This window comes from Streptomyces sp. NPDC059917 (assembly GCF_042730635.1).
Lineage (GTDB): Bacteria > Actinomycetota > Actinomycetes > Streptomycetales > Streptomycetaceae > Streptomyces.
In genome coordinates this window covers 1-25,543 of sequence record NZ_JBHWLC010000087.1, presented here as the reverse complement: position 1 = coordinate 25,543, position 25,543 = coordinate 1, and the positions used below count along the sequence as shown (strand labels likewise).

Below are 25,543 nucleotides of genomic sequence, written 5' to 3'. Positions count from 1 at the left end.
TCAGGCGAAGGTGAGTTCCGCCCGGCGGACCAGGGGCGCGGCCGTGCCGACGACGGCGCCCGCCATGCTCAGCGCGCCGCCCGCGAGGAACACCGGGACGATGCCCCACAGCTCGACGGCCACGCCGAAGGCGGGATAGGCCAGCGGGGCCAGGCCGACGGCGGTGAAGGCCATCACCGAACTGACCCGACCGAGGTACGAGGGGTCCGTGGCCGTCTGGATGAGGGCGATGGCCAGGCCTCCGCAGATCCCGCACACCAGGCCCCCCGCCACCGCGAGCCCCACCGCGATCGGCAGGGTCGGCGCCAGGGCCAGGGCTCCGATGGCGGCCGAGCCGACGATCAGGGTGAGGTTCTGCACCGCCCCCGCCCGCGGCACCCCGCGGACCAGGGTGAGCAGCAGGGCGCTGGAGGCCGCCCCGGCCCCGAAGGCCCCGACGACCCAGCCCACCCCCGACGCGCCCCAGCCGCGTTCCTCGGCCAGCAGGAGCAGGCCGACGGTGAGCGGGGCGGACGTACCGAGCTGGCTGAGGGTGCCGGAGAGGATCAGCGGGCCGATCAGACGGTGGTGGCGTATGTAGGCCAGGCCCGAGCGCAGCTGCTGCCAGGGGGATTCCGGGCGTCCTTCCTCCGGCGCGTCGGACGCCGTCGGCAGCGGGCCGAGGCGGACCGCCACCAGGAGGGCCAGGGAGAGCCCGAAGAGGGCCGCGGCCACCGCGAAGGCGGCGGCGGGGCCGCCCAGCCCCATGGCCAGACCGGCCACCGGCGGTCCCGCGGTGTGACCCATGCGCTCGACCAGGCTGCGCAGCCCCTGGACCCGGACCAGGCGCCCGGGTCCGGCGATCCGCGGCGGCAGCGCCCCCACGGCCGGCATGAAGAGCGCGTCGACGGCGCCGAACAGCAGGGCGACGGCGACCAGCACCCACAGCCCGGGCGAGGCGAGGGCGACCACCGCGGCCAGCGCCAGCACCACCGCGCAGCGCACCGCGTCGGAGGAGATGACGACCAGGCGGGGGCCGAAGCGGTCGGCCACCACTCCCCCGCCCAGCATCAGCAGGGCGCGCGGCACCGCCCCGGCCGCCATGACCAGGCCGACCTGCGCGGGCCCGGCGGTCTGCGCCGCCGCCCAGCCGAGGGCGAGGAAGTAGATCCCGTCGCCGACGAGCGAGGCGGCGTAGGCGGTGAGCCAGCGCCAGACGTTCCGGTTCATGCGAGTCCCCCCAGACTCGTCGGCGGACGGACGTCTCAGCGGACCGGGTGTCCGGCCCCCCGCAGCGCGTCCTTGACCTGGCCGATGCGCAGGTCTCCGAAGTGGAACACCGAGGCCGCGAGCACCGCGTCGGCGCCCGCCGCGACCGCCGGGGCGAAGTCGGACAGTTTGCCCGCGCCGCCCGAGGCGATCACCGGGACGCTGACGTGCCCCCGTACCGCCGCGATCATCTCGGTGTCGTAGCCGTCCTTGGTACCGTCGGCGTCCATCGAGTTCAACAGGATTTCCCCGGCGCCGAGTTCGGCGGCGCGGTGGGCCCACTCGACGGCGTCGATGCCGGTGCCCCGGCGGCCGCCGTGGGTGGTGACCTCGAAGGTGCCGGCCTCGGTGCGCCGTGCGTCGACGGACAGGACGAGGACCTGGCGGCCGAAGCGCTCGGCGATCTCCTGGATCAGCTCGGGGCGGGCGATGGCGGCGGTGTTGACGCCGACCTTGTCCGCGCCCGCGCGCAGCAGCTTGTCCACGTCGTCCGCGGTGCGCACGCCGCCGCCGACGGTGAGCGGGATGAAGACCTGCTCGGCGGTGCGGCGCACCACGTCGTAGGTGGTCTCGCGGTTGCCGGAGGAGGCGGTGATGTCGAGGAAGGTCAGCTCGTCGGCGCCTTCGGCGTCGTACAGCTTGGCCATCTCGACGGGGTCACCGGCGTCGCGCAGGTTCTGGAAGTTGACGCCCTTGACGACCCGGCCGTTGTCCACGTCCAGGCAGGGGATCACCCGTACGGCCAGGGTCATGCGGTCTCTCCTCGGTAGGCCTCGACCTCGACCTCGACGACCAGGCTGGGGTCGATGAAGCCGGACACGATGATCATCGAGGCGGCGGGGCGGACGGCGTCGAACAGCTCCTTGTGGGCGCGGCCCACCTCGTCCACGTCCCGCGCGTGCGTGATGTACATGCGGGTGCGCACGACGTGCTCGGCGCCCAGGCCCACCTGGGCGAGCGCGTCGAGGGCGACCTGGAAGGAGTTCATGGCCTGCTCGTACGGACCGCCCGCGGCGATCTGGCCGCCCACGACGGAGGTGCAGCCGGAGACCAGGACCAGGCCGTTGGGAAGGGCGACGGCGCGGGAGTAGCCGACGGTCTCCTCCCAGGGGCCGCCGGAGGAGATCTTGCGCACCTCGCTCACAGGGCCACCGCCTTGAGGGCCTCTTCGAGGGTGAAGGCCTTCGCGTACAGGGCCTTGCCGACGATCGCGCCCTCGACGCCCTGGCCGACCAGGGCGGCCAGCGCCCGCAGGTCGTCCAGCGAGGAGATGCCGCCGGAGGCGACGACGGGCCGGTCGGTGGCGGCGCAGACGTTCTTCAGCAGCTCCAGGTTGGGGCCGGTCAGGGTGCCGTCCTTGCCGATGTCGGTGACGACGTAGCGGGCGCAGCCCTCGGAGTCCAGGCGGGCGAGGGCCTCGTAGAGGTCGCCTCCCTCGCTGGTCCAGCCGCGGCCCTTGAGGGTCGTGCCGCGCACGTCGAGCCCGACCGCGATCTTGTCGCCGTGCTCGGCGATGACCTTGGCGACCCAGTCCGGGGTCTCCAGGGCGGCGGTGCCGAGGTTGACCCGGGTGCAGCCGGTGGCGAGGGCCGCGGCGAGCGTGGCGTCGTCGCGGATGCCGCCGGAGAGTTCGACCTTGATGTCCATGGCGCCGGTGATCTCGGCGACCAGGGCGCGGTTGTCGCCCGTGCCGAAGGCGGCGTCGAGGTCGACCAGGTGCAGCCATTCGGCGCCGGAGGCCTGCCAGGAGAGGGCGGCCTGGAGCGGCGAGCCGTAGGAGGTCTCGCTGCCGGACTCGCCGTGCACCAGGCGGACCGCCTGGCCGTCGCGGACGTCGACCGCGGGGAGCAGTTCGAGCTTCGCCATCAGAGGGTCTCGATCCAGTTGGTGAGGAGCTGGGCACCGGCGTCGCCGGACTTCTCGGGGTGGAACTGGGTGGCCCACAGGGCGCCGTTCTCCACCGCCGCGACGAAGGGCTCGCCGTGCGTGGCCCAGCTGACCTTGGGGGCGCGGATCAGCGGGTTGGTGACTTCGAGGCTCCACTCGCGCACCGCGTAGGAGTGCACGAAGTAGAAGCGCGCGTCGTCGTCCAGACCGGCGAAGGCCTGGCTGTCGGCGGGCGCGTCGACGGTGTTCCACCCCATGTGGGGGACGATCGGGGCCTTGAGCGGCTCGACCGTGCCGGGCCATTCGTCCAGGCCCTCGGTCTCCACGCCGTGCTCGATGCCGCGCTCGAAGAGGATCTGCATGCCGACGCAGATGCCCATGACCGGGCGTCCGCCGGAGAGCCTGCGACCGATGATCCAGTCGCCGCGAACCCCCTTGAGGCCGCGCATGCAGGCCTCGAAGGCGCCGACGCCGGGGACCAGCAGGCCGTCGGCGTCCATGGCCTTGTCGTAGTCGCGGGTGATCTCCACCTCGGCGCCGACGCGCGCGAGGGCCCGCTCGGCGGAGCGGACGTTGCCGAAGCCGTAGTCGAAGACGACGACCTTCTTGGTGGGCCTGGTGGGCCGGGCGGTGCGGGTGGGGGTGTCGTCGCTCATTCCCAGATTCCTTGGATCCGCAGGACTCCGGCGGCCAGACACATCGCGGAGCCGATGGCGAGCAGGATGACGACCGACTTGGGCATCTTCTGCTTCTGGAAGGAGTAGACGCCGCCGGCCAGGAAGAGGCCGAGGACGATCAGGATGGTGTTGAGGCCGTTCACGGTTAGAGGGCGCCCTTCGTGGAGGGAAGGATGCCGGCCGCGCGCGGGTCGAACTCGGCGGCGTAGCGCAGGGCCCGGGCGAGGGCCTTGAACTGGCACTCCACGATGTGGTGGGCGTTGCGCCCGTACGGGACGTGGATGTGCAGGGCGATCTGCGCCTGCGCGACGAACGACTCGAAGATGTGCCGGGTCATGGTCGTGTCGTAGGACCCGATCATCGGCGCCATGTTCTCGGGCTCGGTGTGCACCAGGTAGGGGCGGCCCGACAGGTCGACGGTGACCTGGGCGAGGGACTCGTCCAGCGGGACCGTGCAGTTGCCGAAGCGGTAGATGCCGACCTTGTCGCCGAGGGCCTGCTTGAAGGCGGCGCCCAGCGCCAGCGCGCTGTCCTCGATGGTGTGGTGGCTGTCGATGTGCAGGTCGCCCTCGGTCTTGACGGTGAGGTCGAAGAGGCCGTGGCGGCCGAGCTGGTCGAGCATGTGGTCGTAGAAGCCCACACCGGTGGACACGTCGACCTTGCCGGTGCCGTCGAGGTCTATCTCGACGAGGACCGAGGTCTCCTTGGTGGTCCGTTCCACTCTTCCGATGCGGCTCATGCCTGCTGCTCCTTCTTCAGTGCGCGAACCGCTTCCAGGAACGCGTCGTTCTCGGCCGGGGTGCCCGCGGTGACCCGCAGCCATCCTGGTACGCCGTTGTCCCTGACCAGGACGCCCTGGTCGAGGATCTGCCGCCATGCGGTGTGGGAGTCCGCGAACGTCCCGAACTGCACGAAGTTCGCGTCGGACGCGGTGACCTCGTAGCCCATGGCGAGCAGTTCGGTGACCAGCCGGTCGCGTTCGGCCTTGAGCTGCTCGACGTAGCCGAGCAGGGTGTCGGTGTGTTCCAGGGCGGCCAGTGCGGTCGCCTGGGTGACGGCGGAGAGGTGGTACGGCAGGCGCACCAGCTGTACGGCGTCCACGACGGCGGGGTGCGCCGCGAGGTAGCCCAGGCGCAGTCCGGCGGCGCCGAAGGCCTTGGACATGGTCCGGGAGACCACCAGGTTCGGGCGGCCCTCGATCAGCGGCAGGAGCGAGTCCCGGTGGCTGAACTCGACGTACGCCTCGTCCACGACCACCAGCGACGGGCGGGCGGCCTGGGCGGCCTCGTAGAGGGCCAGGACCGTCTCGGCCTCGACCGCCGTGCCCGTCGGGTTGTTGGGCGAGGTGATGAAGACGACGTGCGGGGCGTGCTCCGCGATCGCCCGCGCCGCCGCGTCCACATCGATGGTGAAGTCATCCCGGCGCGGTCCGGAGATCCAGTCGGTGCCGGTGCCGCGGGCGATCAGGGCGTGCATCGAGTACGAGGGCTCGAAGCCGATCGCGGTGCGGCCGGGCCCGCCGAAGGTCTGGAGCAGCTGCTGGAGGACCTCGTTGGAGCCGTTGGCGGCCCATACGTTCTCCCGCGCGACCGGGTGCTTGCCGGTGCGGGTGAGGTAGGCGGCCAGCTCGGTGCGCAGCTCGACCGCGTCCCGGTCGGGGTAGCGGTTGAGGGTGCGGGCGGCTTCCGCGACGCGCTCCGCGATGCGGGCGACGAGTTCCTCGGGCAGGGGGTACGGGTTCTCGTTGGTGTTGAGCTGGACGGGTACGTCGAGCTGCGGCGCGCCGTAGGGGGTCTTGCCGCGGAGCTCGTCGCGGATGGGGAGGTCGTCGATGCCGAGGTCGGCGCTCACGGGCCGGGTCACTGCTGGGGGACCTTCCATCCGAAGCGGGCCTTGAGGGCCGCGCCGTGCGCGGGCAGGTCCTCGGCCTCGGCGAGGGTGACCACGTGGTGGGCGACCTCGGCGAGGGCGTCGCGGGTGTAGTCCACGATGTGGATGCCGCGCAGGAAGGACTGCACGGACAGCCCCGAGGAGTGGCAGGCGCAGCCGCCGGTGGGCAGGACGTGGTTGGAGCCGGCGCAGTAGTCGCCGAGGGAGACCGGGGACCACGGGCCGACGAAGATCGCGCCCGCGTTGCGGACCCGGGCGGCCCAGGCGGCCGCGTCGGCGGTCTGGACCTCCAGGTGTTCGGCGCCGTACGCGTCGACCACCTTGAGGCCGTCCTCCAGGCTGTCGACCAGGACGATCGCGGACTGGCGGCCCGCCAGGGCGGGCTTGATCCGGTCCTCGACGTGCTTGGAGGCGGCGACCTGCGGGGCCAGCTCGCGCTCGACGGCCTCGGCCAGCTCGACGGAGTCCGTGACGAGGACGGCGGCGGCCAGCGGGTCGTGCTCGGCCTGGCTGATCAGGTCGGCGGCGACGTGCACGGGGTCGGCCGTGGAGTCCGCGAGGACCGCGATCTCGGTGGGGCCGGCCTCGGTGTCGATGCCGATCTTGCCGGTGAAGTAGCGCTTGGCGGCGGCGACCCAGATGTTGCCGGGGCCGGTCACCATGTTCGCGGGGGCGCACTCGTCCGTGCCGTAGGCGAACATCGCCACGGCCTGGGCGCCGCCGGCCGCGTACACCTCGTCGACGCCGAGCAGCGCGCAGGCGGCCAGGATCGTCGGGTGCGGCAGGCCGTCGAAGTCGGCCTGCGGCGGGGACGCGAGCGCGATCGATCCGACGCCCGCCTCCTGCGCCGGGACGACGTTCATGACCACGGAGGACGGGTACACCGAGCGGCCGCCGGGCGCGTAGAGGCCCACGCGCTCGACGGGGACCCACTTCTCGGTGACGGTGCCGCCGGGGACGACCTGGGTGGTGTGCTCGGAGCGGCGCTGCTGTGCGTGCACGATCCGGGCGCGCCGGATCGACTCCTCCAGGGCCGCGCGGACGGCCGGATCCAGTCCCTCCAGGGCGGCCTTGATGGCCTCCTCGGGAACCCGGATCCGCTCCAGCACGACCCCGTCGAACTTCTGCGCGTACTCGATCAGCGCCGCCGTGCCGCGATGATGGACGTCCTCGCAGATGGGCCGCACCTTGTCCAGGGCGGCCGCTACGTCGAACTCGGCACGGGGCAGCAGATCGCGCAGGGCGCCCCCCTCGGGGAGGGAGTCGCCGCGCAGGTCGATACGAGAGATCACCTCCCAATTCTCTCAGACGGCATCTCGCCACCGTTCGTCCGTATCACTGGCTGATACGCGCCCCGGTCGTCACCGGTGTCGCCTAGCGTTTCGGATACACGGGGTGACGGGGGAAGACAGCGGAAGGGGGGTCGCCGTGGCGGAGCCGCGTCCGGGCGAGGAGCCGCAGGACCTGACGGAGCCGGAACGACGGATGTGGAGCGCCTTTCGCACCGGCAACGTCTGCGACCTGAGCGCGCGGGTCGCCGGCGAGGACGATCCGCACGGGGACCGCGTGTGGGGGCCCGCGCGCAGCGTGCGGGCGCGGGTGGTGGCGCTGCTGCTGCTCCACGGTCCGGCGCCGGTGCCGGGCCGGGTGTCGTCGCTGAAGCTGCGGGGCGCGCGGATCACCGGGCGGCTCGATCTGTCCGGCGGCACGGTGGACCCGTACGTCGAGGTCCAGTCCTGCCGCTTCGACAGCGAGGTCCAGCTGTCCGAGACCCGGCTGGGCACGCTGCGCCTGGTCGACTGCGCGGTGCCCCGGCTCGACGCGGCGCGTCTGCACACCGCGGGGGACCTGCACCTGCTGCGCTGCCGGGTGGCCCGCGGGATCCGGCTGACCGACGCGCAGATCGGCACGGACCTGCTGATCAGCGAGCTGGTGGTGCAGCGGGACAACCGCGGGCGGGCGATCGCCGCCGACGGCATGTCGGTGGCGCAGGACTTCCAGGCCGACCTGATCAAGACGTACGGGGAGGTCAGTCTGCGCGGGGCCAAGATCGGGGTGTCGATGAGCCTGCGCGGGGCCAGGCTCAGCAATCCCTACGGGCGGCTCGCGCTGAACGCGCCCACCCTGACGGTCGAGCGGACCCTGTACCTGACCTCGATCGCCCTCTCCAGCGGGAACGGCGACCCGGGGGCCACTCCCCCGTACGGCTGGGGCCAGACGCCCACGCGCGGCGGCCGCGCCCGGCGCTTCGAGTGCCGGGGCGGGCTGCGGTTGGACGACGGGCGGTTCGGGGACGCGGTGGACTTCTACGGCGCCCGCTTCGTGCTCACGCAGGAGCAGGAGATATCGCTGCGCCGGATCCAGACCCCCGAGCTGCGGTTCGTGGGCGAGCAGCCGGAGCGGGGGCGGGTGGTGGTGTCGGGGGCGAAGGTGGTCAAGCTGGTCGACCAGTCCACCAGCTGGCCCGCCGCGCCGGGCGCGGTGTCGATGGAGGGGTTCGTCTACGAGAACCTCGCGCCCCGCGGTCACTTCCCGCTGGCCCGCCGGCTGGCGTGGGCGGAGGCGTCCACCGCCGAGTACTCCCCCGAGCCGTACGAGCGGCTGGCGGCGGTGCTGCGGGCGAGCGGTGAGGACGCGGACGCGCGGGAGGTGCTGCTCGCCAAGATGCGCCGGCGCCGGGCGACGCTGCCGCCCGCGGCGAAGGCGTGGGGGTACCTGCAGGACTGGACGATGGCCTACGGGTACCGGCCGGGGCGGGCCGCGCTGTGGATGGCGGTGCTGTGGGCGGCGGGCGCGGTGCTGTTCTCGATGCACGATCCGCAGCCGATCAAGGCGGACGAGCACCCGCAGTGGAGCGCCGCGCTGTTCGCCCTGGACCTGCTGCTCCCGGTCATCGACCTCGGGCAGCAGGGGCAGTGGCTGCTCAAGGGCGGCTGGCAGTGGGGCGCGTCCGTGCTGGTGCTGCTGGGGTGGGTGCTGGCGACGACGGTGGCGACCGGGGCGTCCCGGCTGCTGCGGCGCGGGTAGGCCCGGCGCACGCCCGGCGGGAACCCGGTGCTACGCGGTGGGCGGACAAGGTGACGGGGGTGGCCGCCCGGCCACTACCCTGAGCCTCGTGACCACCGTTCGCCTGCCCCTCTTCCCGCTCAACACGGTGCTGTTCCCGGGACTCGTCCTCCCGCTGAACATTTTCGAGGAGCGTTATCGCGCCATGATGCGCGACCTGCTGAAGACGGGCGAGGAGGAACCGCGCCGCTTCGCCGTCGTGGCGATCCGCGACGGCCGCGAGGTGGCGCCCACCGCGCCCGGCCTGCCGGACCAGACGGCCCTGCCGGAACGCGGCCCGGCCGCGGGCTTCGGCACGGACCCGATCCAGGCCTTCCACCGGGTGGGCTGCATCGCGGACGCGGCGACGATCCGCGAGCGCGAGGACGGCAGCTTCGAAGTGCTGGCCACCGGGACCTCCCGGGTCCGGCTGCTCTCCGTGGACGCGAGCGGCCCCTTCCTGGTGGCCGAGCTGGAGGAGCTCCCCGAGGACGCGGGCGACAGCGCGGGCGCGCTGGCGGAAGGGGTGCTGCGGGCGTTCCGCTCGTACCAGAAGCGGCTCGCCGGGGCCCGCGAGCGGTCCCTGACGGGGGCCGAGCTGCCGGACGACCCCTCGGTGGTGTCGTACCTGGTGGCGGCGGCCGCCGTGCTGGACATCCCGTCCAAGCAGAGGCTGCTCCAGGCCCCGGACACGGCGACGCGGCTCGCCGAGGAGCTGACCCTGCTGCGGTCGGAGACGGCGGTCATCCGCCACCTCCCGTCCCTGCCGATGATCGACCTGACCCGCACCCCCACGAACCTGAACTGACGACGGCACGGCGAGCGAGGGCGGAGCGGCACGGCGAGATGGCGAAGAAGACGAAGCAGGGCGGCTCCGGCTCCGCCACCCCGGCCGTGGTGGCACTGACCGCGGCGGGCGTGGAGTTCCGTACGCACGCCTACGCGCACGACCCGGCGCACGCGTCGTACGGCGAGGAGGCGGCCCAGGCGCTGGGGGTCTCCCCGGACCGGGTCTTCAAGACGCTGGTGGCGGACGTGGACGGGGAGCTGACGGTGGCGGTGGTACCGGTGGCGGGGAGCCTGGACCTCAAGGCCCTGGCGGCGGCCGTCGGCGGCAAGCGGGCCGCGATGGCGGACCCGGTGCTGGCCGAGCGCACCACGGGCTACGTCCGCGGCGGCATCTCCCCCCTGGGGCAGCGCAAGCGGCTCCGCACGGTCCTGGACGCCTCGGCGTCGGCGCACGCCACGATCTGCGTGTCGGCGGGCCGCCGCGGCCTGGAGGTCGAGCTGCCCCCGACCGCCCTGGCGACCCTGACGGCCGCCACCCTCGCCCCGATCGCCCGGGCGTAGGGGCTGCTCGCTCGCCCTCCGGGGGCCCGGGTCACGCGCCCTCCAGTGCCGCCACCAGCTGCGGCAGCTGGCCGTCGGCCACGACGAGGGCGAGGTGGTCGTGGTAGTCCCGGCTGCTGACGATCAGGCCGTCGCGGATCCGCAGCACCTGGATGTTGGAGACCTCGAAGGTCTTGCCGGTCGGCCGGTGGTGCACCGCGTAGTCGTACTCGGCCACGACCACCTCCGGGTCGTCCGTCCGCCGGACGACCACGTTGCGCGGGGTCAGCTCCAGCGGGGTGTGCTCGGCGACCTGCGCGAACCGCTCGCCGATCGCGGCCCGGCCCTCCAGGCGGCGCGGGCCCACCGGTGCGAAGACGCTCTCCACGACGGCGTCCTCGGCGTAGAGCCGCGCCAGTTCCGCGTACCGCCCGGCGCCGATGGCCTCGATCAGCTTCTGGAAGACTTCGCGGGGTTCGGGTGCTTCGGACATGATCGACCTCCGGTGGGATCCGCGACCCTAATCGGACTGGAAACTCCGTTTCGACGATACGGACTGACTAGTCCGGTTGTCCAGGGTGTGCGGCGCACCCACCGGCGACCGGAAGGGGAGCAGTGGGCGGGAGAGGGATGAGCGGGGCTTCCGAGCGCCCGTTGCGGGCGGACGCCGCCCGCAACCGGGCCCGGCTGTTGGACGTCGCCACGGAGGTGTTCACCACCCGCGGCGTCGGCGTGCCGACGGAGGAGATCGCCCGCAGCGCGGGGGTCGGCGTCGGCACGCTCTTCCGCCACTTCCCGACCAAGGAAGCGCTGCTGGAGGCCGTGATGGTGCGCCGGCTGGAGGACATCGCCGCCCGGACCGAGCGGCTCGCCGCCGACGCGGCACCCGGCGAGGCGTTCACCGCCTGCTTCCGCCTGGTGGTGGAGCTGTCCGTGGGCAAGAACGAGTTCGCGCGGGCGCTCGCCGCGGCCGGGGTCGACGTCCACGCGTCCCTGCGCGGGCCGACGGAGCAGATCCAGACCCGGCTGGCCGAGCTGCTCGCCGGGGCGCAGCGCACCGGCACGGTCCGCCCGGACCTGGGGCTGGCGGAGTTCATCGCCCTGCTGGCGGGCACCGGCCGGGCGCTGGAGCAGCTCGGACCGGAGCCGGAGCCCCGGGAGCGGATCTTCCAGGTGGTGTTCGACGGCCTGCGCCCGCGCTGACGACGCGCGAGCACCGCGCCGGCGGCGGGGTCAGGCGCGCGGGTCGTCCTTCGGGCTCGCGTCCGCCGGGGCGTGTACGTGTGCCGGGGGGTAGGTGTCGACCCAGGGCGCGGCGGCGACCGGGTCCCGGGGAGTGAACAGGGCCGTCAGGCCCAGGTGCACCGCGACGGCCGCCATCGGCCACGCGAGCAGCACCCCGTAGGCCAGCAGCTGGAGCGGCGCGTCGAAGGGCACGCCCTCGCCCGCCGCCTTCGCCCGGGCGACCAGGTCGCTGGAGGGCCCGAGCCACAGCCCCAGGCGCCAGCCCACGAGCGAGGCGAAGACGGAGCCCAGGCCCAGCCCGACGGCCAGCGGCACGCCCCCCGCGCGCCGCCACAGGAAGGTGGCGACCGCGCTCAGCGCGCCCAGGCCCGCGGCCAGCAGCATGAAGGTGCCGTCCGAGCCGATCCGCGCCTCGCTCTCGGTGTCCTTGAGGAAGACCGCCTGCCCGTTGGAGACGTACTGGAGCCGGGGCGAGAGCCACATCCACAGCAGCCCGAGCAGCACCCCGGCCACTCCGACCAGGAGGGCGACGGCGGCGCCGTCGCGGACCTCGGCGGCGGTCACCGCCGGGGAGCCGGTGGCTGCGGGCTGGTCGAGCACGCGCTCGTCGAGCACGGGGGCCTCGAAGGGGTCTCGGGGCGGCTGCGGGGTCACGGCTTCGGTCACCCCCACATCGTGCCAGGTGGAACCCGGCCCGGCGTCAGCGGACCGCCGCCCGCCGGTACGCCTTGGTCGCGACGAACAGCGAGAGGACGCCGACCGCGGCGCACACCCCGAGGTCGAGGCCGACCGCGGCCCAGTCCGGGTGCGGGGCGAAGGTGCGCGCGAAGGCCTCCACGCCGTAGGTCGACGGCAGCAGGTCCCGCGCCCACGCGATGACCGTCGGCATCCGCTCGGGCGGCAGCACCCCCAGCAGCAGCGCCGCCGACATGCCGAGCTGCCCGGCCAGCGTGGCGAGCTCCTGGCGCGGCGCCAGCAGCCCCAGCGCGGCGCCGAGCCCGGCCAGCGCGGCCCCGGCCAGCGGCACCACCGCGACGAGGATCCACAGCCCGCCCATCGGCAGCCCGAAGAGCACGCACCCGAAGACCGCGGTGACCAGGGTCCCGGGCAGGGTGAAGGAGGCGTACGCGGCGGCCGCGCCCAGCACCACCGAGGCGGGCGGCACCGGCAGCGTGGCGTAGTGGTCGAGCCCGCCGCTCGCGCGCAGCTGGCCGAAGTACTGGGCCAACAGGTTCAAGGCGACGAAGGCCACCACGAGGACCGACGAACCGGCGACCACGGCGCGCGCCTCGCTGCCGCCGCCCCCGTCCACCACGCCCCGCATCAGGATCATGATGCCGACGGACTGGAAGGTCGCGACGAACAGCAGCGGGATCCGGGCGACCCGGGCCCGGGAGAGCTGCGCCCGGTAGACGGCGGCCAGGGAGGGGAAGAACCGGGCCCGGGGGGCCAGCGGCTCGGGCCCGGCGGGCTCGACCCCGGTGCTCGCGGAAACGTGCGCGGTGGTGGTCACGCCTTCACCAGGCCCTTCGTGCGCCCGCCCAGGGCGAGGTAGACGTCTTCCAGGCTGGGCGTGGCCAGGGTGAAGTCGTCGAGCGCGGCGAAGGCGGGGCCACCGGTGACGGCGGCCACCGCCGCCCGCGCCTCGTCGGCGCCCAGGCGCAGGCTCCAGCGGCGCCCCGATTCCTCGGCCCGCTCCCGCAGGGCCGCGACCTCGGGGAGGTGCAGCGGGGCGCTCTCGCGCCACACCAGGTCGAGCCGGACCTCGTCGGAGACCTCGGCCTTGAGTCCGGCCGGGGTGTCGCAGGCGATGACCCGGCCCTCGTCGATGACGGCGACCCGGTCCAGGACCGTCTCCGCCTCGATGACGTTGTGGGTGACCAGGAGGACCGTGGCGCCGCGCTCGGCGCGCCGCCGGTCGACGGCGCTCCAGACGGCCCGTCGGGCGACCGGGTCCATGCCGGTGGTGGGCTCGTCCAGGACCAGCACGGGCCGCTCCCCCACCAGCGCGGCGGCGAAGCAGGCCAGGCGCCGCTGACCGCCGGAGAGCTTCTTCAGCGGTCGGGCGGCGAGGGGGGTCAGCCCGAGTTCGTCGAGTACGGCGTCCCGCTCGGCCCGGGCCTCGCGCGGGCCGAGCCCGCGCAGCCGTCCGGTGGTCTCGGCGGCCAGGGAGACGGTCAGCTCGTCGAGGGCGGTGGACTCCTGGCCCAGGTAGGCCAGCAGCCGGGAGGCCCGCTCGGGGTGGCGGACGAGGTCGTGGCCGAGCAGGGTGACCGAGCCGGAGTCGGGCCGCAGCAGTCCGGTCAGCTGGCGCACGAGGGTGGACTTGCCGGCGCCGTTGGGGCCGAGCAGTCCGAAGATCTCGCCGCGCCGGACGTCCAGGCTGATCCCGTCGTTCGCGCGGGTGGCCGGCAGCGCCGGGGCCCCGCGCCCGCCACGGGCGGCGGCGTACGTCTTGACCAGGTCACGCACGGCGCAGACGACATCCCCCGGTCCTGCTGCCGCGGAAGGCGTCCGTCCTGCCTGTGCTGTGCCCGTATTCACGAGGGAGCAGCCTACGGGGTTCCCGCGCCGCCGCCGCGCCCGGGGCGCGGCGGCCGGGGCGCGCCGGTGGCCGCGGGGCTCACTCGCCGCCCGGGGAGAGCGCGGCGGCGCTCGGCGCGGCGGCCGGGGCGGGGGCGGTGGCCTGCTCGGCGGCGGCGCGGACGTCGATCTCGCGCCAGAATCCGGCCCGGATGGCGTAGCGGTCGTGTTCGTCGATCTGGTCGTCCTTGTGCGCGAGCAGTCCGAAGCGGGCGGTGTAGCGCAGCAGCTCGCCGTCGATGCGGTGCGGAATGCGCGGGTACATGGTCGAGAGCTTGTGCAGGTGGACGGTCTCGGGGAGGCGTTCCATCCAGCGGCGGGCGAAGACCTGGCCGACCTCGAAGGGGTCGCCGCCGACGGTGGTGATGTCCTCCTCGCGGTCGGCCCAGCGCTGCTCGGCACTGGTGAGCTGGGCGAGGGTGGGCAGCGAGGCGGTCTCGGCCGGTTCGCCGAGCGGACCCGCGCGGTCGATCCAGCCCTTGTCGGAGGACCACCGCAGGGCGCTCGGCGCCTGGGCGCCGGGCGAGGCCTGGTGGCCGCCCGGGCCGTGGGCGGGGGCGGCGCTCTGGCCCGGTGCCCGCAGGACGGCGAGGTCCTTGGGCGTGGGCACGGCGCGGCCGGGCGCCACCGGCTGGGTGGCTTCGGCGGGGTCCTCGCGCGGGGCCTCCCGTTCGTCGCCCCGGGACCGGCCGCCGGGGACGGTGCCGTTGCGGGTGGCCTCGGCGAGGGCCGCCTCGGGGAGCGGGGCGGAGAGGATCGCGGCGATCTCGGGGCGCGGGGCGGGCGGCGGGGCGCACAGTCCGGCGAGGTCGCGGGCCCGGACGGCCCGGGTGATCCAGGCGCGGTCGAGGACCCTGCGCTCGTCGGCCTCGGCCACGAGGTCCTCGGACTGGTTGTAGTCCCCGTCGGCCGCCTGGACGGCCCAGAGGTGGACGGCGACGCCGTGTTCCTTGGCGGACATCAGGCCGGGGAGCAGGTCGCCGTCGCCGGTCACCAGGACGACGTCCGAGCAGGCGCGGTTGCGGGCGAGTTCGGTCAGTTCGGCGTGCATGGCCGCGTCGACGCCCTTCTGCGCCCAGCGGCCGTCGCTGCGGGTCAGGGCGCCGAGGCGGACGGTGACGCGGGGCATGACGCGCAGCCGCCGGTGCTCGGGCTGGGGCACCCGGTCGGGCGCGCCGTCGAACCAGTAGATGCGCAGCAGGGGCTGTTCCGTGTCCGCCTCGGCCCGCTCGCGCAGGCCCTGGATGAGGGCGGCGTGGTCGACGGTGATGCGGGAGCGCGAGGGCTCCCCTGCGAGAAGGCTCGCGGCGGCGCCCAGCAGATAGCCGGCGTCCACCAGGACGACGCAGCGGTCCACGCTTCCACCCTCTTCCCTGCGGGTCCCGCCCGACCGAGCGGGGGGACGGTCTGGGTTTTCCCCGAGTCTGCCCGAACGGGGGGAGGTTGACGGCCGGAACTCGATCATCGGCGTGGCGGATCTCACGGCGCACCGGAAAGCGGCGTCGACTACGCGCAGTAATGATCCAAAATGCGGTGCTTCGGAGCGTATGTGAGGGTGAAGGCGGTCCTGGCCCCTAGACCCTCACGGAGGTTCCACCATGGCCAAGAACAAGAAGCAGAACCGCGAGCAGACGAAGTCCTCGACCCCGGAACGTGGCGGCGATCAGGCCAAGTCCTCGTCGATGCAGGATCAGGCCGAGCAGCGGATCTCGCAGGCGAGTCCCGCCGACATGGCCCGCAAGGGCCGGGAGAAGCGCTTCGGCCACAACTGACGCCTCCGTGTGCGGCATGTGAAAGGGCGCGTCCGGGAGTTTTCCCGGGCGCGCCCTTCCTTCACGTACGGCGACGTCGCGGCCGGGGGCCGCGGCGGCCGGGGCCCTCGGCCCCTGCGGTGTTATCCGGCCAGGCAGGACGGACCGAGCAGGACCTTGAGGTCGCCGAAGAGCGCGGGGTCGGGCTTGACCCGGTGCTTGTCGAGGCGGAGCACGGTGGTGGTGCGCGGTCCCTGGAGCTTGATCCGGACCTCGCTGTTGCCCTGGTGGTGGCGCAGGATCTCGCCGAGACGGGTGACCATCGGCGGGGTCACCTTGACGGTGGGGATGGTCAGGACGACCGGTGCGTTGGTGCCCGCGGAGGAGAGGTCGGGGACCATCATCTCCATGGCGACCAGGCGGGGGACGTCCTCGCGCTTGTCGAGGCGGCCCTTGACGAAGACGACGGTGTCCTCGACCAGCTGGGTGGAGACGAGCTGGTAGGTCGCCGGGAAGAACATGCACTCGATGGAACCGGCGAGGTCCTCGACGGTGGCGATGGCCCAGGCGTTGCCCTGCTTGGTCATCTTGCGCTGGAGGCCGGAGATGATGCCGCCGATGGTGACGACGGCGCCGTCGCCGTGCTCGCCGCCGGTGAGCTGGGAGATGCCCGCGTCCGTCTTGTCGGACAGGACGTGCTCCAGGCCGAAGAGCGGGTGGTCGGAGACGTAGAGGCCGAGCATCTCGCGCTCCTGGGCGAGCAGGTAGGACTTCTCCCACTCGACGTCGGAGAACTCGACGTCCAGGCCGAAGCCGGGCTCGTCGCTGGCGCTCTCGTCGCCCATGCCCCCGAACAGGTCGAACTGTCCCTCGGCCTCCTTGCGCTTGACCGCGACCACGTTGTCGATCATCGGCTCGTGGTGGGCGACCAGGCCCTTGCGGGTGTGACCCATCTCGTCGAAGGCCCCGGCCTTGATCAGGGATTCCACGGTCCGCTTGTTGCAGACCACGGCCTCGACCTTGTCGAGGAAGTCGGGGAAGGAGGAGTACTTCCCCTTGCCCTTCCTGGTCTTGATGATCGAGTCGACGACGTTGGTGCCGACGTTGCGCACGGCGGTGAGCCCGAAGAGGATCACGTCGTCGCCCTGGGCCGCGAAGTTCGGCTCGGACTCGTTCACGTTCGGCGGGAGCACCTTGATGCCCATGCGCCGGCACTCGTTCAGGTAGATCGCGGACTTGTCCTTGTCGTCCTTGACCGAGGTGAGCAGGCCCGCCATGTACTCGGCGGGGAAGTTCGCCTTGAGGTAGGCGGTCCAGTAGGAGACCAGGCCGTACGCGGCCGAGTGGGCCTTGTTGAAGGCGTAGCCGGCGAAGGGCACCAGGACGTCCCAGAGCGCCTTGATCGCCGCGTCGCTGAACCCCTTCTTCCGGGCCCCCTCCTCGAAGATGACGAAGTTCTTCGCCAGCTCCTCGGGCTTCTTCTTGCCCATCACGCGGCGCAGGATGTCGGCCTCGCCGAGCGAGTACCCGGCGATGATCTGGGCGGCCTTCTGGACCTGCTCCTGGTAGACGATCAGGCCGTAGGTGACCGCGAGGACCTCTTCGAGCGGCTCCTCCAGCTCCGGGTGGATCGGGGTGATCTCCTGCTGCTTGTTCTTGCGCAGCGCGTAGTTCGTGTGCGAGTTCATGCCCATCGGGCCCGGCCGGTACAGGGCCGAGACGGCGGAGATGTCCTCGAAGTTGTCGGGCTTCATCAGGCGCAGCAGCGAGCGCATGGGGCCGCCGTCGAACTGGAAGACGCCGAGGGTGTCACCGCGGCCGAGCAGTTCGAAGGTCTTGGGGTCGTCGAGCGGCAGGCCCAGGAGATCGATGTCGATCCCCTTGTTGGCCTTCACCATCTTGACGGCGTCGTCCATGATCGTGAGGTTGCGCAGGCCGAGGAAGTCCATCTTCAGCAGGCCGAGCGACTCGCAGCTCGGGTAGTCCCACTGGGTGATGGTGACGCCGTCGGTGTGCCGCACCCAGACGGGCACGTGGTCGGTGATCGTCTCGCTGGACATGATCACGCCGGCCGCGTGCACGCCCATCTGGCGGACCAGGCCCTCGACGCCCATGGCGGTGTCGATGACCTTCTTGACGTCCGGCTCGTTCTCGTACATCCCGCGGATCTCGCCCGCCTCGCCGTAGCGCGGGTGCTTGGGGTCGAGGATGCCGGAGAGCGGGATGCCCTTGCCGAGGACGTCGGCGGGCATGGCCTTGGTGAGCCGGTCGCCCATGGCGTAGGGGTAGCCCAGGACGCGCGCGGAGTCCTTGATCGCGTTCTTGGCCTTGATGGTGCCGTAGGTGCCGATCATGGCGACCTTGTCGGCGCCGTACTTCTCGGTCACGTACCGGATCACCTCGACGCGCCTGCGCTCGTCGAAGTCGATGTCGACATCGGGCATGGAGACGCGCTCGGGGTTCAGGAACCGCTCGAAGATCAGGCCGTGGGTGATCGGGTCGAGGTCGGTGATGCCCATGGCGTAGGCGACGATCGAACCGGCCGCGGAGCCACGGCCCGGGCCGACCGCGATGCCCTGGTTCTTGGCCCACATGATGAAGTCGGCGACCACGAGGAAGTAGCCCGGGAAGCCCATCGAGATGATCGTGTCCATCTCGTACTCGGCCTGCTTGAGCCGGTCCTCCGGGATCCCGCCCGGGTAGCGGCGGTCCATGCCGCGCATGGTCTCCTCGCGGAACCAGGTGACCTCGGTGTAGCCGGCCGGGATGTCGAACTTCGGCATCAGGTTCCGGAACTGGAACATGCCCTCGGTGTCGATCTGGTCGGCGACCAGCTTGGTGTTGGCGCAGCCCTGCTGCCAGGCGTCCGAGGAGTCGATGGCGTACATCTCGTCCGTGGACTTCAGGTAGTAGCCGGTGCCGTCGAAGCGGAAGCGGTCCGGGTCCGAGAGGTTCTTGCCGGTCTGGATGCAGAGCAGGGCGTCGTGGGCGACGGACTCGCTCGCGTAGGTGTAGTGGGAGTCGTTCGTCACCAGCGGCGGGATGCCGAGCTTCTTGCCGATCTCCAGCAGCCCGTCGCGGACCCGGCGCTCGATCTCGATGCCGTGGTCCATGAGCTCCAGGAAGTAGCGGTCCTTGCCGAAGATGTCCTGGTAGTCGGAGGCGGCCTGGACGGCCTCGTCGAACTGGCCGAGGCGCAGCCTGGTCTGGAGCTCGCCGGAGGGGCAGCCGGTGGAGGCGATGAGCCCCTCGGACCACTGGCTGATGGTCTCCTTGTCCATGCGGGGCCACTTGGTGAGCCAGCCCTCGGCGTAGGCGTCGGAGGACAGCCGGAAGAGGTTGTTCAGGCCGGTGGCGTTCGCCGCCCAGATCGTCTTGTGGGTGTAGCCGCCGGAACCGGAGACGTCGTCGCGCTTCTGGTGCGGCTGCCCCCACTGGATCCTGCGCTTGTTGCGCCGGGACTCCGGGGCCACGTAGGCCTCGATCCCGATGATCGGTGTGATCCCGGACTTCTGCGCCGTGTGGAAGAAGTCGTAGGCGCCGTGCAGGTTGCCGTGGTCGGACATCGCGATGTGCGACATGCCCATTTCATTGCACGCGTTGAACATGTCCTTGAGCCGCGCGGCACCGTCCAGCAGCGAGTACTGGGTGTGGACGTGCAGGTGCGTGAACGGCGTTTTGGTCACGACGGCAGACCTCCGGGGGGAAGTGGGGGGGCAGCCTCGAAGTCTACGTCGGGTGGGTGGAAGATCGTGGAGTGCGCGGAGCGCTCGATGAGGGGTGGCGGCCGGGTGGCGGGTGGGAGGGCACCGAGGGGTACGGTCGTCCGTTGCAAGACCATGAGGCACATCCGGCTCCCGCGGCCGGAACGCGACCGAACCAGCGCCACCAGGAGGATCCCGCCATGGCGGTCACCGAGACGACGAACGAGCAGCGCGCCGAACAGATACTGGACGTGTTCGACACCGCGTTCGGTGAGCTGCTCGCGGCCGACCCCGCCGCCTTCCAGGTCAAGTTCCGCAAGATGGCGGCCTCCGCCTTCGCCTTCTACCGGGGCACGGCCTGCCTGTTCTACGCCGACCTGGAGCGGGAGCGGCACGGCGGCCCCTACCTGGACGACCAGACCGGCCGGGTCTGGATCCACGGCGATCTGCACGCCGAGAACTTCGGCACCTACATGGACTCCAACGGCCGGCTGATCTTCAATGTGAACGACTTCGACGAGGCGTACGTCGGCCCCTTCACCTGGGACCTCAAGCGCTTCGCGGCCTCCGTCGCCCTGATCGGCTACACCAAGGCGCTCAGCGACGAGCAGATCGGCGACCTGGTGCGGACCTACGCCGGCGCCTACCGCGAGCGGATCCACGCGCTGGCCACCGGCGCCAAGAACGACGAGGTGCCGTCCTTCACCCTGGACTCGGCCGACGGCCCGCTGCTGGGGGCGCTGCGCGCCGCCCGCGCGCGCACCCGGTTCTCGCTGCTGGACTCGATGACCGAGATCCGCGACTTCGAGCGCCGCTTCACCGAGGGCGACGGGGCGATCGAGCTGGACGCGGCGACCCGGTACAAGGTGCTGGCGGCCTTCGACGGGTACCTGGAGACCCTGCCGGAGGAGTCCCTGGTCCGCCCGGACTCCTACCGGGTCAAGGACGTGGTCGGTCGGCGCGGCGTGGGCATCGGCTCGGCGGGCCTGCCCTCCTACAACATCCTGCTGGAGGGGCACAGCGACGCCCTGGAGAACGACGTCGTGATCTACCTCAAGCAGGCGCAGACCCCGGCCGTGTCCCGGCACGTGACCGACCGGGCGGTGCGGGACTACTTCCTGCACGAGGGCCACCGCACGGTGATCTCCCAGCGGGCGCTGCAGGCGCACGCCGATCCGTGGCTGGGCTGGACCGAGCTGGACGGGGCCGGGCAGCTGGTCGCGGAGGTCTCCCCGTACGCGGTGGACCTGGACTGGTCGGACATCGACGATCCGCGGGAGATCGCGGCGGTGGTCGCGGACCTGGGGCGGGCGACGGCGACCATGCACGCGGCGGCGGACGCGGCCGAGAGCGGGCAGTCGCTGGTGCCCTTCTCCACCGAGCGGGCCATCGACGCGGCGATCGCGGCCGACGAGGAGGGCTTCGCCGACCTGCTGGTCGATTTCGCGCACGTCTACGGGGCCCGGGCGCGCGCCGACCACCAGATCTTCGTGGACCTCTTCCGTAATGGGCGGATTACGGCCTGAAAGTCGCCTTATATGAGTGGGTCCAAGGTCCCCCGCTCACAGGGACCCATGGCACACTCGGCCGCAATGGACATATCAGAGGCAGGGCTCCGAGGGCTGCGGGCGGCGCTGTTCAGCGCGCTCGTCGTGCTGCTCTCGGCCGGCTCGCACGTCCTGATGTCCCGGGTACCGCTGCCGCCCGCCCTGCTGGCCGGGGCCTTCACGGCCGTCTTCGGGCTGTCCTTCGCCCTGGCCGGGCGCGAGCGCGGGTTCGGCTCCATCGCCGGGCTGCTCGTGCCGCTGGAGCTGGCCGCCGACACCGTCTTCACCGCCGCGCAGCACTTCTGCTACGGCCCCGCGGGCGGCCCGGTCGACGGTCCGCTGCGCGCGCTGGGGCTGGCCGAGCTCTGCGGGGGCACTCCCGTGGGCGGGCCGCTGGCCGAGGTGACCGGGCCCGGCGCCGGGCCGGCGCTGCTGCTCGACTCCCCCGGCCCGTGGACGCCCTGGCTGCTGCTCGGGGCGCACGTCTCGGTGGGGCTGCTGGCCGCGCTGTGGCTGCGCCGCGGGGAGCGGGCGCTGGGGCAGCTGCTGCGGGTGATCGCGGTGCGCGCCTTCCGGCCGCTGCTGCTGGCGGTGGCCTCGGTCGGCGCGGCCCCGGCCCGGACGGGACCCGCGCTGCGGGCGGTGCTCCCGGGCGTGGGGGCCCGTACCCGGTTCCCCGTGCACTCCGTGGGACGCAGGGGTCCGCCGCGTCCGGCGCCGCTCTTCGGCGCCTGACGCACGGCAGTCCCCATCCGAACCGCATCACCCCACGGAGTACCCCATGAGTTCCCGCAACAGCCAGGCCAACAAGGCAGCCGCGCGCGAGAAGCTGCGCGCCGAGCGCGAGCGCCAGGCGAAGAAGGACAAGGTCCGCCGCCAGGTCGTCGTCGCGGGCGCGGTCGTCGCGACCCTCGCCCTGGCCGGCGGCATCGGTTACGCGGTCATCCAGAACACCAAGCCCACCGCCTGGGAGGCCGCGGCCACGGCCACGCTGGTCAAGCCGAAGAACACGACCGGCGAGAACGGCACGACCGTGGTCATCGGCAAGCCCGAGGCGAAGAAGACGCTGGAGCTGTACGAGGACTCGCGCTGCCCGGCCTGCGCCCAGTTCGAGCAGGCCTCCGGCGCCCAGGTGAAGAAGGACGTCGACGCGGGCAAGTACAAGCTCCAGTACTTCGGCGCGACCTTCATCGACAACATGTCCGCCGGTGTGGGCTCGAAGAACGCGCTCAGCGCCCTGGGCGCGGCGCTGGACGTCAGCCCCGAGGCGTTCCTGGAGTACAAGGCGGCGCTGTACTCGACGACCAACCACCCGGACGAGCGCGACGACGCCTTCGCCAAGGACGCGACCCTGCTGAAGATCGCGGACCAGATCCCGGCCCTGAAGACCAACGCGGCCTTCAAGAAGGCGGTCGAGGACGGCACCTACGACCGGTGGGCGCTGGAGATGTCGAAGGCCTTCAACAAGTCCGGCGTGACGGGCACCCCGACGCTGAAGATGGACGGCAAGAAGATCGAGACCCCGCAGACGGTCGAGGCGTACAACACGGCGATCGACGCGGCCCTCAAGGGCTGACACGACGGCGGATCCGGGCCCGTTCGCGGGCCCGGAGGCACAAAGGGCGGGCGGACTCCCAGAGTTCGCCCGCCCTTTGCCGTCCCGGGGCTGTCTTCCGGCCCTACTGGCCAGTAATCTGACCGCCCGTGACCAGTCTTCTCCCCTCTTCCGCCACCGAGCCGCGCCGCCGTACGGTCGTCAAGGCCGCCGCCGGTGTCGCCGCGCTCGCCCCCTTCGCCGCGACGGCCGCCCTGGGAAGCGCCGCCCACGCGGCCGAGACCGCACCCGCCTTCCTGCACGGGGTCGCCTCGGGCGACCCGCTGCCCGACGGCGTCCTCCTGTGGACCCGCGTCACCCCCACGGCCGAGGCCGTACCGGGCTCCGGGCTCGGCCCCGCCACCCGCGTGGACTGGGAGGTGGCCGAGGACCAGGGCTTCACCCGGATCACCGCGAGCGGCTCGCTCACCACGTCGGCCGCCGCCGACCACACCGTCAAGGCCGATGTCCGGGGGCTGCGGCCGCAGACGGCGTACTGGTACCGGTTCACCGCCGGGACCACCGTCTCCCCGGTCGGTCGCACCCGCACGGCGCCGCCGCTCGGGGCCCGGCTGCCGGGAGTCCGCTTCGGCGTGGTCTCCTGCGCGAACTGGGAGGCCGGGTACTTCTCCGCCTACCGCCACCTCGCCGCCCGCACCGACCTGGACGCGGTGCTGCACCTGGGCGACTACATATACGAGTACAAGACGGGCGGCTACCCGGAGCCCAAGTACGTGGTGCGCCAGCACGCGCCCACGCACGAGATCCTCACCCTCGCCGACTACCGCACCCGGCACGGCAAGTACAAGACGGACGCGGACCTGCGCGACCTGCACGCGGTCCACCCGGTGATCGCGATCTGGGACGACCACGAGTTCGCCAACGACGCCTGGTCGGGCGGGGCCGAGAACCACACCCCGGGCGCCGAGGGCGACTGGGCGGCCCGCGCCGCCGCCGCGAAGCAGGCCTACTTCGAGTGGATGCCGGTCCGCCCCTCAACCGCCGGCACCGTCTACCGGCAGCTGCGCTTCGGCAACCTCGTCGACCTGCTCCTGCTGGACCTGCGCAGCTTCCGCTCCCAGCAGGCCACCATCGGCAGCGGCAAGGTCGACGATCCGGAGCGCACCATCACCGGCCGGGCCCAACTGGACTGGCTCAAGTCGGGCCTGGCCTCCTCGCAGGCGGCCTGGAAGCTGGTCGGCACCTCGGTGATGATCTCGCCGGTGGCCTTCGGCGCGCTCCCGGCGCACCTGCTGGAGCCGCTGGCCACCCTGCTCGGGCTGCCCAAGGGCGGGATCCCGATCAACGTCGACCAGTGGGACGGCTACACGGACGACCGGGCGGAGCTGCTGGGCCACCTGAGCGGCCAGAACATCAAGAACACGGTGTTCCTGACCGGTGACATCCACATGGCGTGGGCCAACGACGTACCGCTGACGGCGGCGACGTACCCGTTCTCGAAGTCGGCCGCGGTCGAGTTCGTGGTCACCTCGGTGACCTCGGACAACATCGACGACCTGTTGCACGTGCCGGCCGACACGGCCTCGCTGGTGGCGGAAACGGCCATCAAGGCCGCCAACCGGCACGTGAAGTGGCTGGACATGGACGCTCACGGGTACGGGGTCCTGGACGTGACGGCCGAGCGTTCGCAGATGGACTACTACGTCATCTCGGACAAGACCAAGCAGAACGCGACCTCGGCGTGGGACCGCTCGTACCGGACCCTGAACGGTACCCAGAAGGTGGAACGGGCAGACCGACCGGTACGCTGACGTACAGTCAAATTTATTGCGGGTGGGGGTTTTCGGCCACTTTCCGGAGGCCCCCGCTCCCCCGCGGCAACACATCTTTTACTTTCAAGCATTGACTTGAAGATGACATGCACACATAAACTTCGCGCCAGCGTGAGGAAATACCTCCGCCCCCACCACGCTACGAGGAGTCAACGTGCGCGCTGCTGCCCGCATATCCCCCCTTCTCCGCCGCCGCCTCATGGGCACGGCCGTCCTCGCCGGAACCCTCGCCTTCGCGCCGCTGACCGCCCCCACCACGGTCGCCGCCGCCTCCGCCGCCAAGACCCCCGCCGAGGCCTGCGCCGACCAGGCCGCCGGCGCCTCCGCCAACGCCCGTGTCGCGCGCCCCCAGGCGCAGCACGTGGCCGACCCCAACGAGATCTCCGACGCCCAGGTCAAGGCCATGGACGCCGACCTCAAGTCGAAGCTCGGCCTGGCCGCCGCCACCGCCAAGGCCCAGCAGCTCGACGGGCTGCACGCCGCGCCCTCCGCCGCCGCGGCGACGACGACCATCCCGGTCTACGTCCACGTGATCACCAACGGCACCGCGGGCAAGCTGACGGCCGCCCAGATCAACAGCCAGATCTCCGTCCTGAACGCCGCCTACGCGGGCCAGGGCACCGGCAACGTCAACTCCGGCTTCCAGTTCTCGCTGGCCGGCACCGACACCACGAACAACGCCGCCTGGTACACCGTCTCCGACGGCACCAAGGCCGAGAAGGACATGAAGAACGCCCTGCGCAAGGGCGGCAAGAACGCGCTGAACCTCTACACCGCCAACCTCGGCGGCGGGCTGCTCGGCTGGGCCACCTTCCCCAGCTCCTACAACTCCGCCCCCAAGATGGACGGCGTGGTCATCCTCAACAGCTCCATCCCCGGCGGCTCGGCCACCAACTACAACCAGGGCGACACCGCCACCCACGAGGTCGGCCACTGGCTCGGGCTCTACCACACCTTCCAGGGCGGTTGTTCCGGCAGCGGCGACTCGGTCTCCGACACCCCGGCCGAGGCCAGCGCCGCGTTCGAGTGCCCGACCGGCCGCGACACCTGCACCGCCAGCGGCGTGGACCCGATCCACAACTTCATGGACTACACGTACGACGCGTGCATGTACCAGTTCACCGCGGGTCAGGTCTCCCGCATGAAGAGCATGTGGACCGCCTACCGCGGCTAGTCGCACAGCGGCGACAGGGGGGGGCACGGCCCGGCCCCCCCCCGGCCGGGGCCCCCCCCCCGCCGCGGCGGTCCGT

General features: G+C 72.3%; 25 protein-coding genes. 10 read left to right on the top strand and 15 right to left on the bottom strand.

All coding sequences use genetic code 11. From position 1 onward, the window contains the following. The 9 genes from ACFWAR_RS33645 to hisD are packed head-to-tail and all read right to left on the bottom strand — an operon-like array spanning nt 1 to nt 6,994. Entirely contained in the window at nt 1–1,209 is a 1,209-nt protein-coding gene (locus ACFWAR_RS33645) for an MFS transporter (RefSeq protein ID WP_385785623.1), read from the bottom strand. Nucleotides 1,210–1,244: 35 nt separating this feature from the next. Beyond that, the gene (gene hisF, locus ACFWAR_RS33640) at nt 1,245–2,000 is read right to left on the bottom strand and encodes an imidazole glycerol phosphate synthase subunit HisF (RefSeq protein ID WP_385785621.1); all 756 of its coding nucleotides are present in this window, start codon (nt 1,998–2,000) and stop codon (nt 1,245–1,247) included. Continuing rightward, complete coding sequence (locus tag ACFWAR_RS33635) at nt 1,997–2,392, bottom strand: RidA family protein (RefSeq protein ID WP_385785619.1); 396 nt, start codon at nt 2,390–2,392, stop codon at nt 1,997–1,999. Before ACFWAR_RS33635 ends, hisF begins: the two co-directional genes overlap by 4 nt. After that, complete coding sequence (gene priA / locus ACFWAR_RS33630) at nt 2,389–3,114, bottom strand: bifunctional 1-(5-phosphoribosyl)-5-((5-phosphoribosylamino)methylideneamino)imidazole-4-carboxamide isomerase/phosphoribosylanthranilate isomerase PriA (RefSeq protein WP_385785616.1); 726 nt, start codon at nt 3,112–3,114, stop codon at nt 2,389–2,391. The genes ACFWAR_RS33635 and priA overlap by 4 nt, the downstream gene beginning before the upstream one ends. Continuing rightward, the gene (hisH, locus tag ACFWAR_RS33625; protein WP_385785613.1) at nt 3,114–3,791 is read right to left on the bottom strand and encodes an imidazole glycerol phosphate synthase subunit HisH; all 678 of its coding nucleotides are present in this window, start codon (nt 3,789–3,791) and stop codon (nt 3,114–3,116) included. The genes priA and hisH overlap by 1 nt, the downstream gene beginning before the upstream one ends. Further along, nucleotides 3,788–3,955: a hypothetical protein gene (locus ACFWAR_RS33620; protein WP_354383948.1), complete on the bottom strand. Its 168-nt coding sequence runs from the start codon at nt 3,953–3,955 to the stop codon at nt 3,788–3,790. The genes hisH and ACFWAR_RS33620 overlap by 4 nt, the downstream gene beginning before the upstream one ends. Before the next feature lie 2 nt (nt 3,956–3,957). Then, nucleotides 3,958–4,551 (bottom strand): imidazoleglycerol-phosphate dehydratase HisB, encoded by a 594-nt coding sequence (hisB, locus tag ACFWAR_RS33615; RefSeq protein WP_328298154.1) that lies wholly within the window; start codon nt 4,549–4,551, stop codon nt 3,958–3,960. Continuing rightward, nucleotides 4,548–5,675: a histidinol-phosphate transaminase gene (locus ACFWAR_RS33610; protein WP_385785609.1), complete on the bottom strand. Its 1,128-nt coding sequence runs from the start codon at nt 5,673–5,675 to the stop codon at nt 4,548–4,550. Before ACFWAR_RS33610 ends, hisB begins: the two co-directional genes overlap by 4 nt. After that, nucleotides 5,672–6,994 (bottom strand): histidinol dehydrogenase, encoded by a 1,323-nt coding sequence (gene hisD, locus ACFWAR_RS33605; protein WP_385785606.1) that lies wholly within the window; start codon nt 6,992–6,994, stop codon nt 5,672–5,674. Before hisD ends, ACFWAR_RS33610 begins: the two co-directional genes overlap by 4 nt. Before the next feature lie 136 nt (nt 6,995–7,130). Between hisD and ACFWAR_RS33600 the strand changes: the two genes are divergently transcribed. The 3 genes from ACFWAR_RS33600 (at nt 7,131) to ybaK (ending at nt 10,097) form a co-directional block, all read left to right on the top strand. Beyond that, nucleotides 7,131–8,729 carry an oxidoreductase gene (locus tag ACFWAR_RS33600; protein ID WP_385785603.1) on the top strand — a complete coding sequence of 533 codons (1,599 nt, stop codon included), beginning with the start codon at nt 7,131–7,133 and terminating at the stop codon, nt 8,727–8,729. A gap of 88 nt (nt 8,730–8,817) precedes the next feature. After that, the gene (locus ACFWAR_RS33595; RefSeq protein WP_385785601.1) at nt 8,818–9,555 is read left to right on the top strand and encodes an LON peptidase substrate-binding domain-containing protein; all 738 of its coding nucleotides are present in this window, start codon (nt 8,818–8,820) and stop codon (nt 9,553–9,555) included. Nucleotides 9,556–9,593: 38 nt separating this feature from the next. Next, complete coding sequence (gene ybaK / locus ACFWAR_RS33590) at nt 9,594–10,097, top strand: Cys-tRNA(Pro) deacylase (RefSeq protein WP_385785598.1); 504 nt, start codon at nt 9,594–9,596, stop codon at nt 10,095–10,097. Nucleotides 10,098–10,128: 31 nt separating this feature from the next. On the opposite strand, the gene ACFWAR_RS33585 is transcribed toward ybaK, so the two are convergent. After that, nucleotides 10,129–10,569, bottom strand: coding sequence for a nuclear transport factor 2 family protein (locus ACFWAR_RS33585; RefSeq protein ID WP_385785595.1), 441 nt, complete (start codon nt 10,567–10,569; stop codon nt 10,129–10,131). Between the two features lie 137 nt (nt 10,570–10,706). Here ACFWAR_RS33585 and ACFWAR_RS33580 point away from each other — a divergent pair, with 137 nt between their 5' ends. Then, on the top strand, nt 10,707–11,279 hold the full coding sequence (locus ACFWAR_RS33580) for a TetR/AcrR family transcriptional regulator (protein WP_385785592.1): 573 nt from the start codon (nt 10,707–10,709) through the stop codon (nt 11,277–11,279). A 30-nt stretch (nt 11,280–11,309) separates the two neighbouring features. Here ACFWAR_RS33580 and ACFWAR_RS33575 read toward each other — a convergent pair whose 3' ends face one another. The 4 genes from ACFWAR_RS33575 to ACFWAR_RS33560 all read right to left on the bottom strand — a co-directional run bounded on the left by ACFWAR_RS33575 (nt 11,310) and on the right by ACFWAR_RS33560 (nt 15,261). After that, complete coding sequence (locus ACFWAR_RS33575; RefSeq protein ID WP_385785589.1) at nt 11,310–11,987, bottom strand: hypothetical protein; 678 nt, start codon at nt 11,985–11,987, stop codon at nt 11,310–11,312. 34 nt (nt 11,988–12,021) lie between these two features. After that, nucleotides 12,022–12,834 (bottom strand): ABC transporter permease, encoded by an 813-nt coding sequence (locus ACFWAR_RS33570; RefSeq protein WP_385785586.1) that lies wholly within the window; start codon nt 12,832–12,834, stop codon nt 12,022–12,024. After that, complete coding sequence (locus tag ACFWAR_RS33565) at nt 12,831–13,865, bottom strand: ABC transporter ATP-binding protein (RefSeq protein WP_385785583.1); 1,035 nt, start codon at nt 13,863–13,865, stop codon at nt 12,831–12,833. Before ACFWAR_RS33565 ends, ACFWAR_RS33570 begins: the two co-directional genes overlap by 4 nt. A 79-nt stretch (nt 13,866–13,944) precedes the next feature. Next, on the bottom strand, nt 13,945–15,261 hold the full coding sequence (locus ACFWAR_RS33560) for an NYN domain-containing protein (RefSeq protein ID WP_385785580.1): 1,317 nt from the start codon (nt 15,259–15,261) through the stop codon (nt 13,945–13,947). A gap of 241 nt (nt 15,262–15,502) precedes the next feature. On the opposite strand from ACFWAR_RS33560, the gene ACFWAR_RS33555 reads away from it, so the two are divergent. After that, nucleotides 15,503–15,676: a hypothetical protein gene (locus tag ACFWAR_RS33555; RefSeq protein WP_354383935.1), complete on the top strand. Its 174-nt coding sequence runs from the start codon at nt 15,503–15,505 to the stop codon at nt 15,674–15,676. Nucleotides 15,677–15,798: 122 nt separating this feature from the next. Here the strand turns inward: ACFWAR_RS33555 and dnaE are convergent, their stop codons facing one another. Then, nucleotides 15,799–19,341, bottom strand: coding sequence for a DNA polymerase III subunit alpha (gene dnaE / locus ACFWAR_RS33550; RefSeq protein ID WP_385785577.1), 3,543 nt, complete (start codon nt 19,339–19,341; stop codon nt 15,799–15,801). A 218-nt stretch (nt 19,342–19,559) separates the two neighbouring features. Here dnaE and ACFWAR_RS33545 point away from each other — a divergent pair, with 218 nt between their 5' ends. From ACFWAR_RS33545 to ACFWAR_RS33525, 5 genes are all read left to right on the top strand, one after another. After that, nucleotides 19,560–20,885, top strand: a complete 1,326-nt coding sequence (locus ACFWAR_RS33545) for a DUF2252 domain-containing protein (RefSeq protein ID WP_385785574.1) — start codon at nt 19,560–19,562, stop codon at nt 20,883–20,885. 66 nt (nt 20,886–20,951) lie between these two features. Continuing rightward, a complete protein-coding gene (locus tag ACFWAR_RS33540) occupies nt 20,952–21,641 on the top strand; it encodes a hypothetical protein (RefSeq protein WP_385785571.1) in 690 nt (229 codons plus the stop codon). Nucleotides 21,642–21,687: 46 nt separating this feature from the next. Further along, nucleotides 21,688–22,482, top strand: coding sequence for a DsbA family protein (locus ACFWAR_RS33535; protein WP_385785568.1), 795 nt, complete (start codon nt 21,688–21,690; stop codon nt 22,480–22,482). Between the two features lie 128 nt (nt 22,483–22,610). Beyond that, entirely contained in the window at nt 22,611–24,272 is a 1,662-nt protein-coding gene (locus ACFWAR_RS33530) for an alkaline phosphatase D family protein (RefSeq protein WP_385785565.1), read from the top strand. A 220-nt stretch (nt 24,273–24,492) separates the two neighbouring features. After that, nucleotides 24,493–25,467, top strand: coding sequence for a zinc metalloprotease (locus ACFWAR_RS33525; protein WP_385785644.1), 975 nt, complete (start codon nt 24,493–24,495; stop codon nt 25,465–25,467). Nucleotides 25,468–25,543: the final 76 nt, after the last annotated feature.

Coding starts and splice junctions, on each gene's coding strand:
- ACFWAR_RS33645 (WP_385785623.1), bottom strand. CDS start 1,209: ATGAACCGGAACGTCTGGCGCTGGCTCACCGCCTACGCCGCCTCGCTC.
- hisF (WP_385785621.1), bottom strand. CDS start 2,000: ATGACCCTGGCCGTACGGGTGATCCCCTGCCTGGACGTGGACAACGGC.
- priA (WP_385785616.1), bottom strand. CDS start 3,114: ATGGCGAAGCTCGAACTGCTCCCCGCGGTCGACGTCCGCGACGGCCAG.
- hisH (WP_385785613.1), bottom strand. CDS start 3,791: ATGAGCGACGACACCCCCACCCGCACCGCCCGGCCCACCAGGCCCACC.
- hisB (WP_328298154.1), bottom strand. CDS start 4,551: ATGAGCCGCATCGGAAGAGTGGAACGGACCACCAAGGAGACCTCGGTC.
- ybaK (WP_385785598.1), top strand. CDS start 9,594: ATGGCGAAGAAGACGAAGCAGGGCGGCTCCGGCTCCGCCACCCCGGCC.
- ACFWAR_RS33585 (WP_385785595.1), bottom strand. CDS start 10,569: ATGTCCGAAGCACCCGAACCCCGCGAAGTCTTCCAGAAGCTGATCGAG.
- ACFWAR_RS33580 (WP_385785592.1), top strand. CDS start 10,707: ATGAGCGGGGCTTCCGAGCGCCCGTTGCGGGCGGACGCCGCCCGCAAC.
- ACFWAR_RS33555 (WP_354383935.1), top strand. CDS start 15,503: ATGGCCAAGAACAAGAAGCAGAACCGCGAGCAGACGAAGTCCTCGACC.
- ACFWAR_RS33545 (WP_385785574.1), top strand. CDS start 19,560: ATGGCGGTCACCGAGACGACGAACGAGCAGCGCGCCGAACAGATACTG.
- ACFWAR_RS33540 (WP_385785571.1), top strand. CDS start 20,952: ATGGACATATCAGAGGCAGGGCTCCGAGGGCTGCGGGCGGCGCTGTTC.
- ACFWAR_RS33535 (WP_385785568.1), top strand. CDS start 21,688: ATGAGTTCCCGCAACAGCCAGGCCAACAAGGCAGCCGCGCGCGAGAAG.
- ACFWAR_RS33525 (WP_385785644.1), top strand. CDS start 24,493: ATGGGCACGGCCGTCCTCGCCGGAACCCTCGCCTTCGCGCCGCTGACC.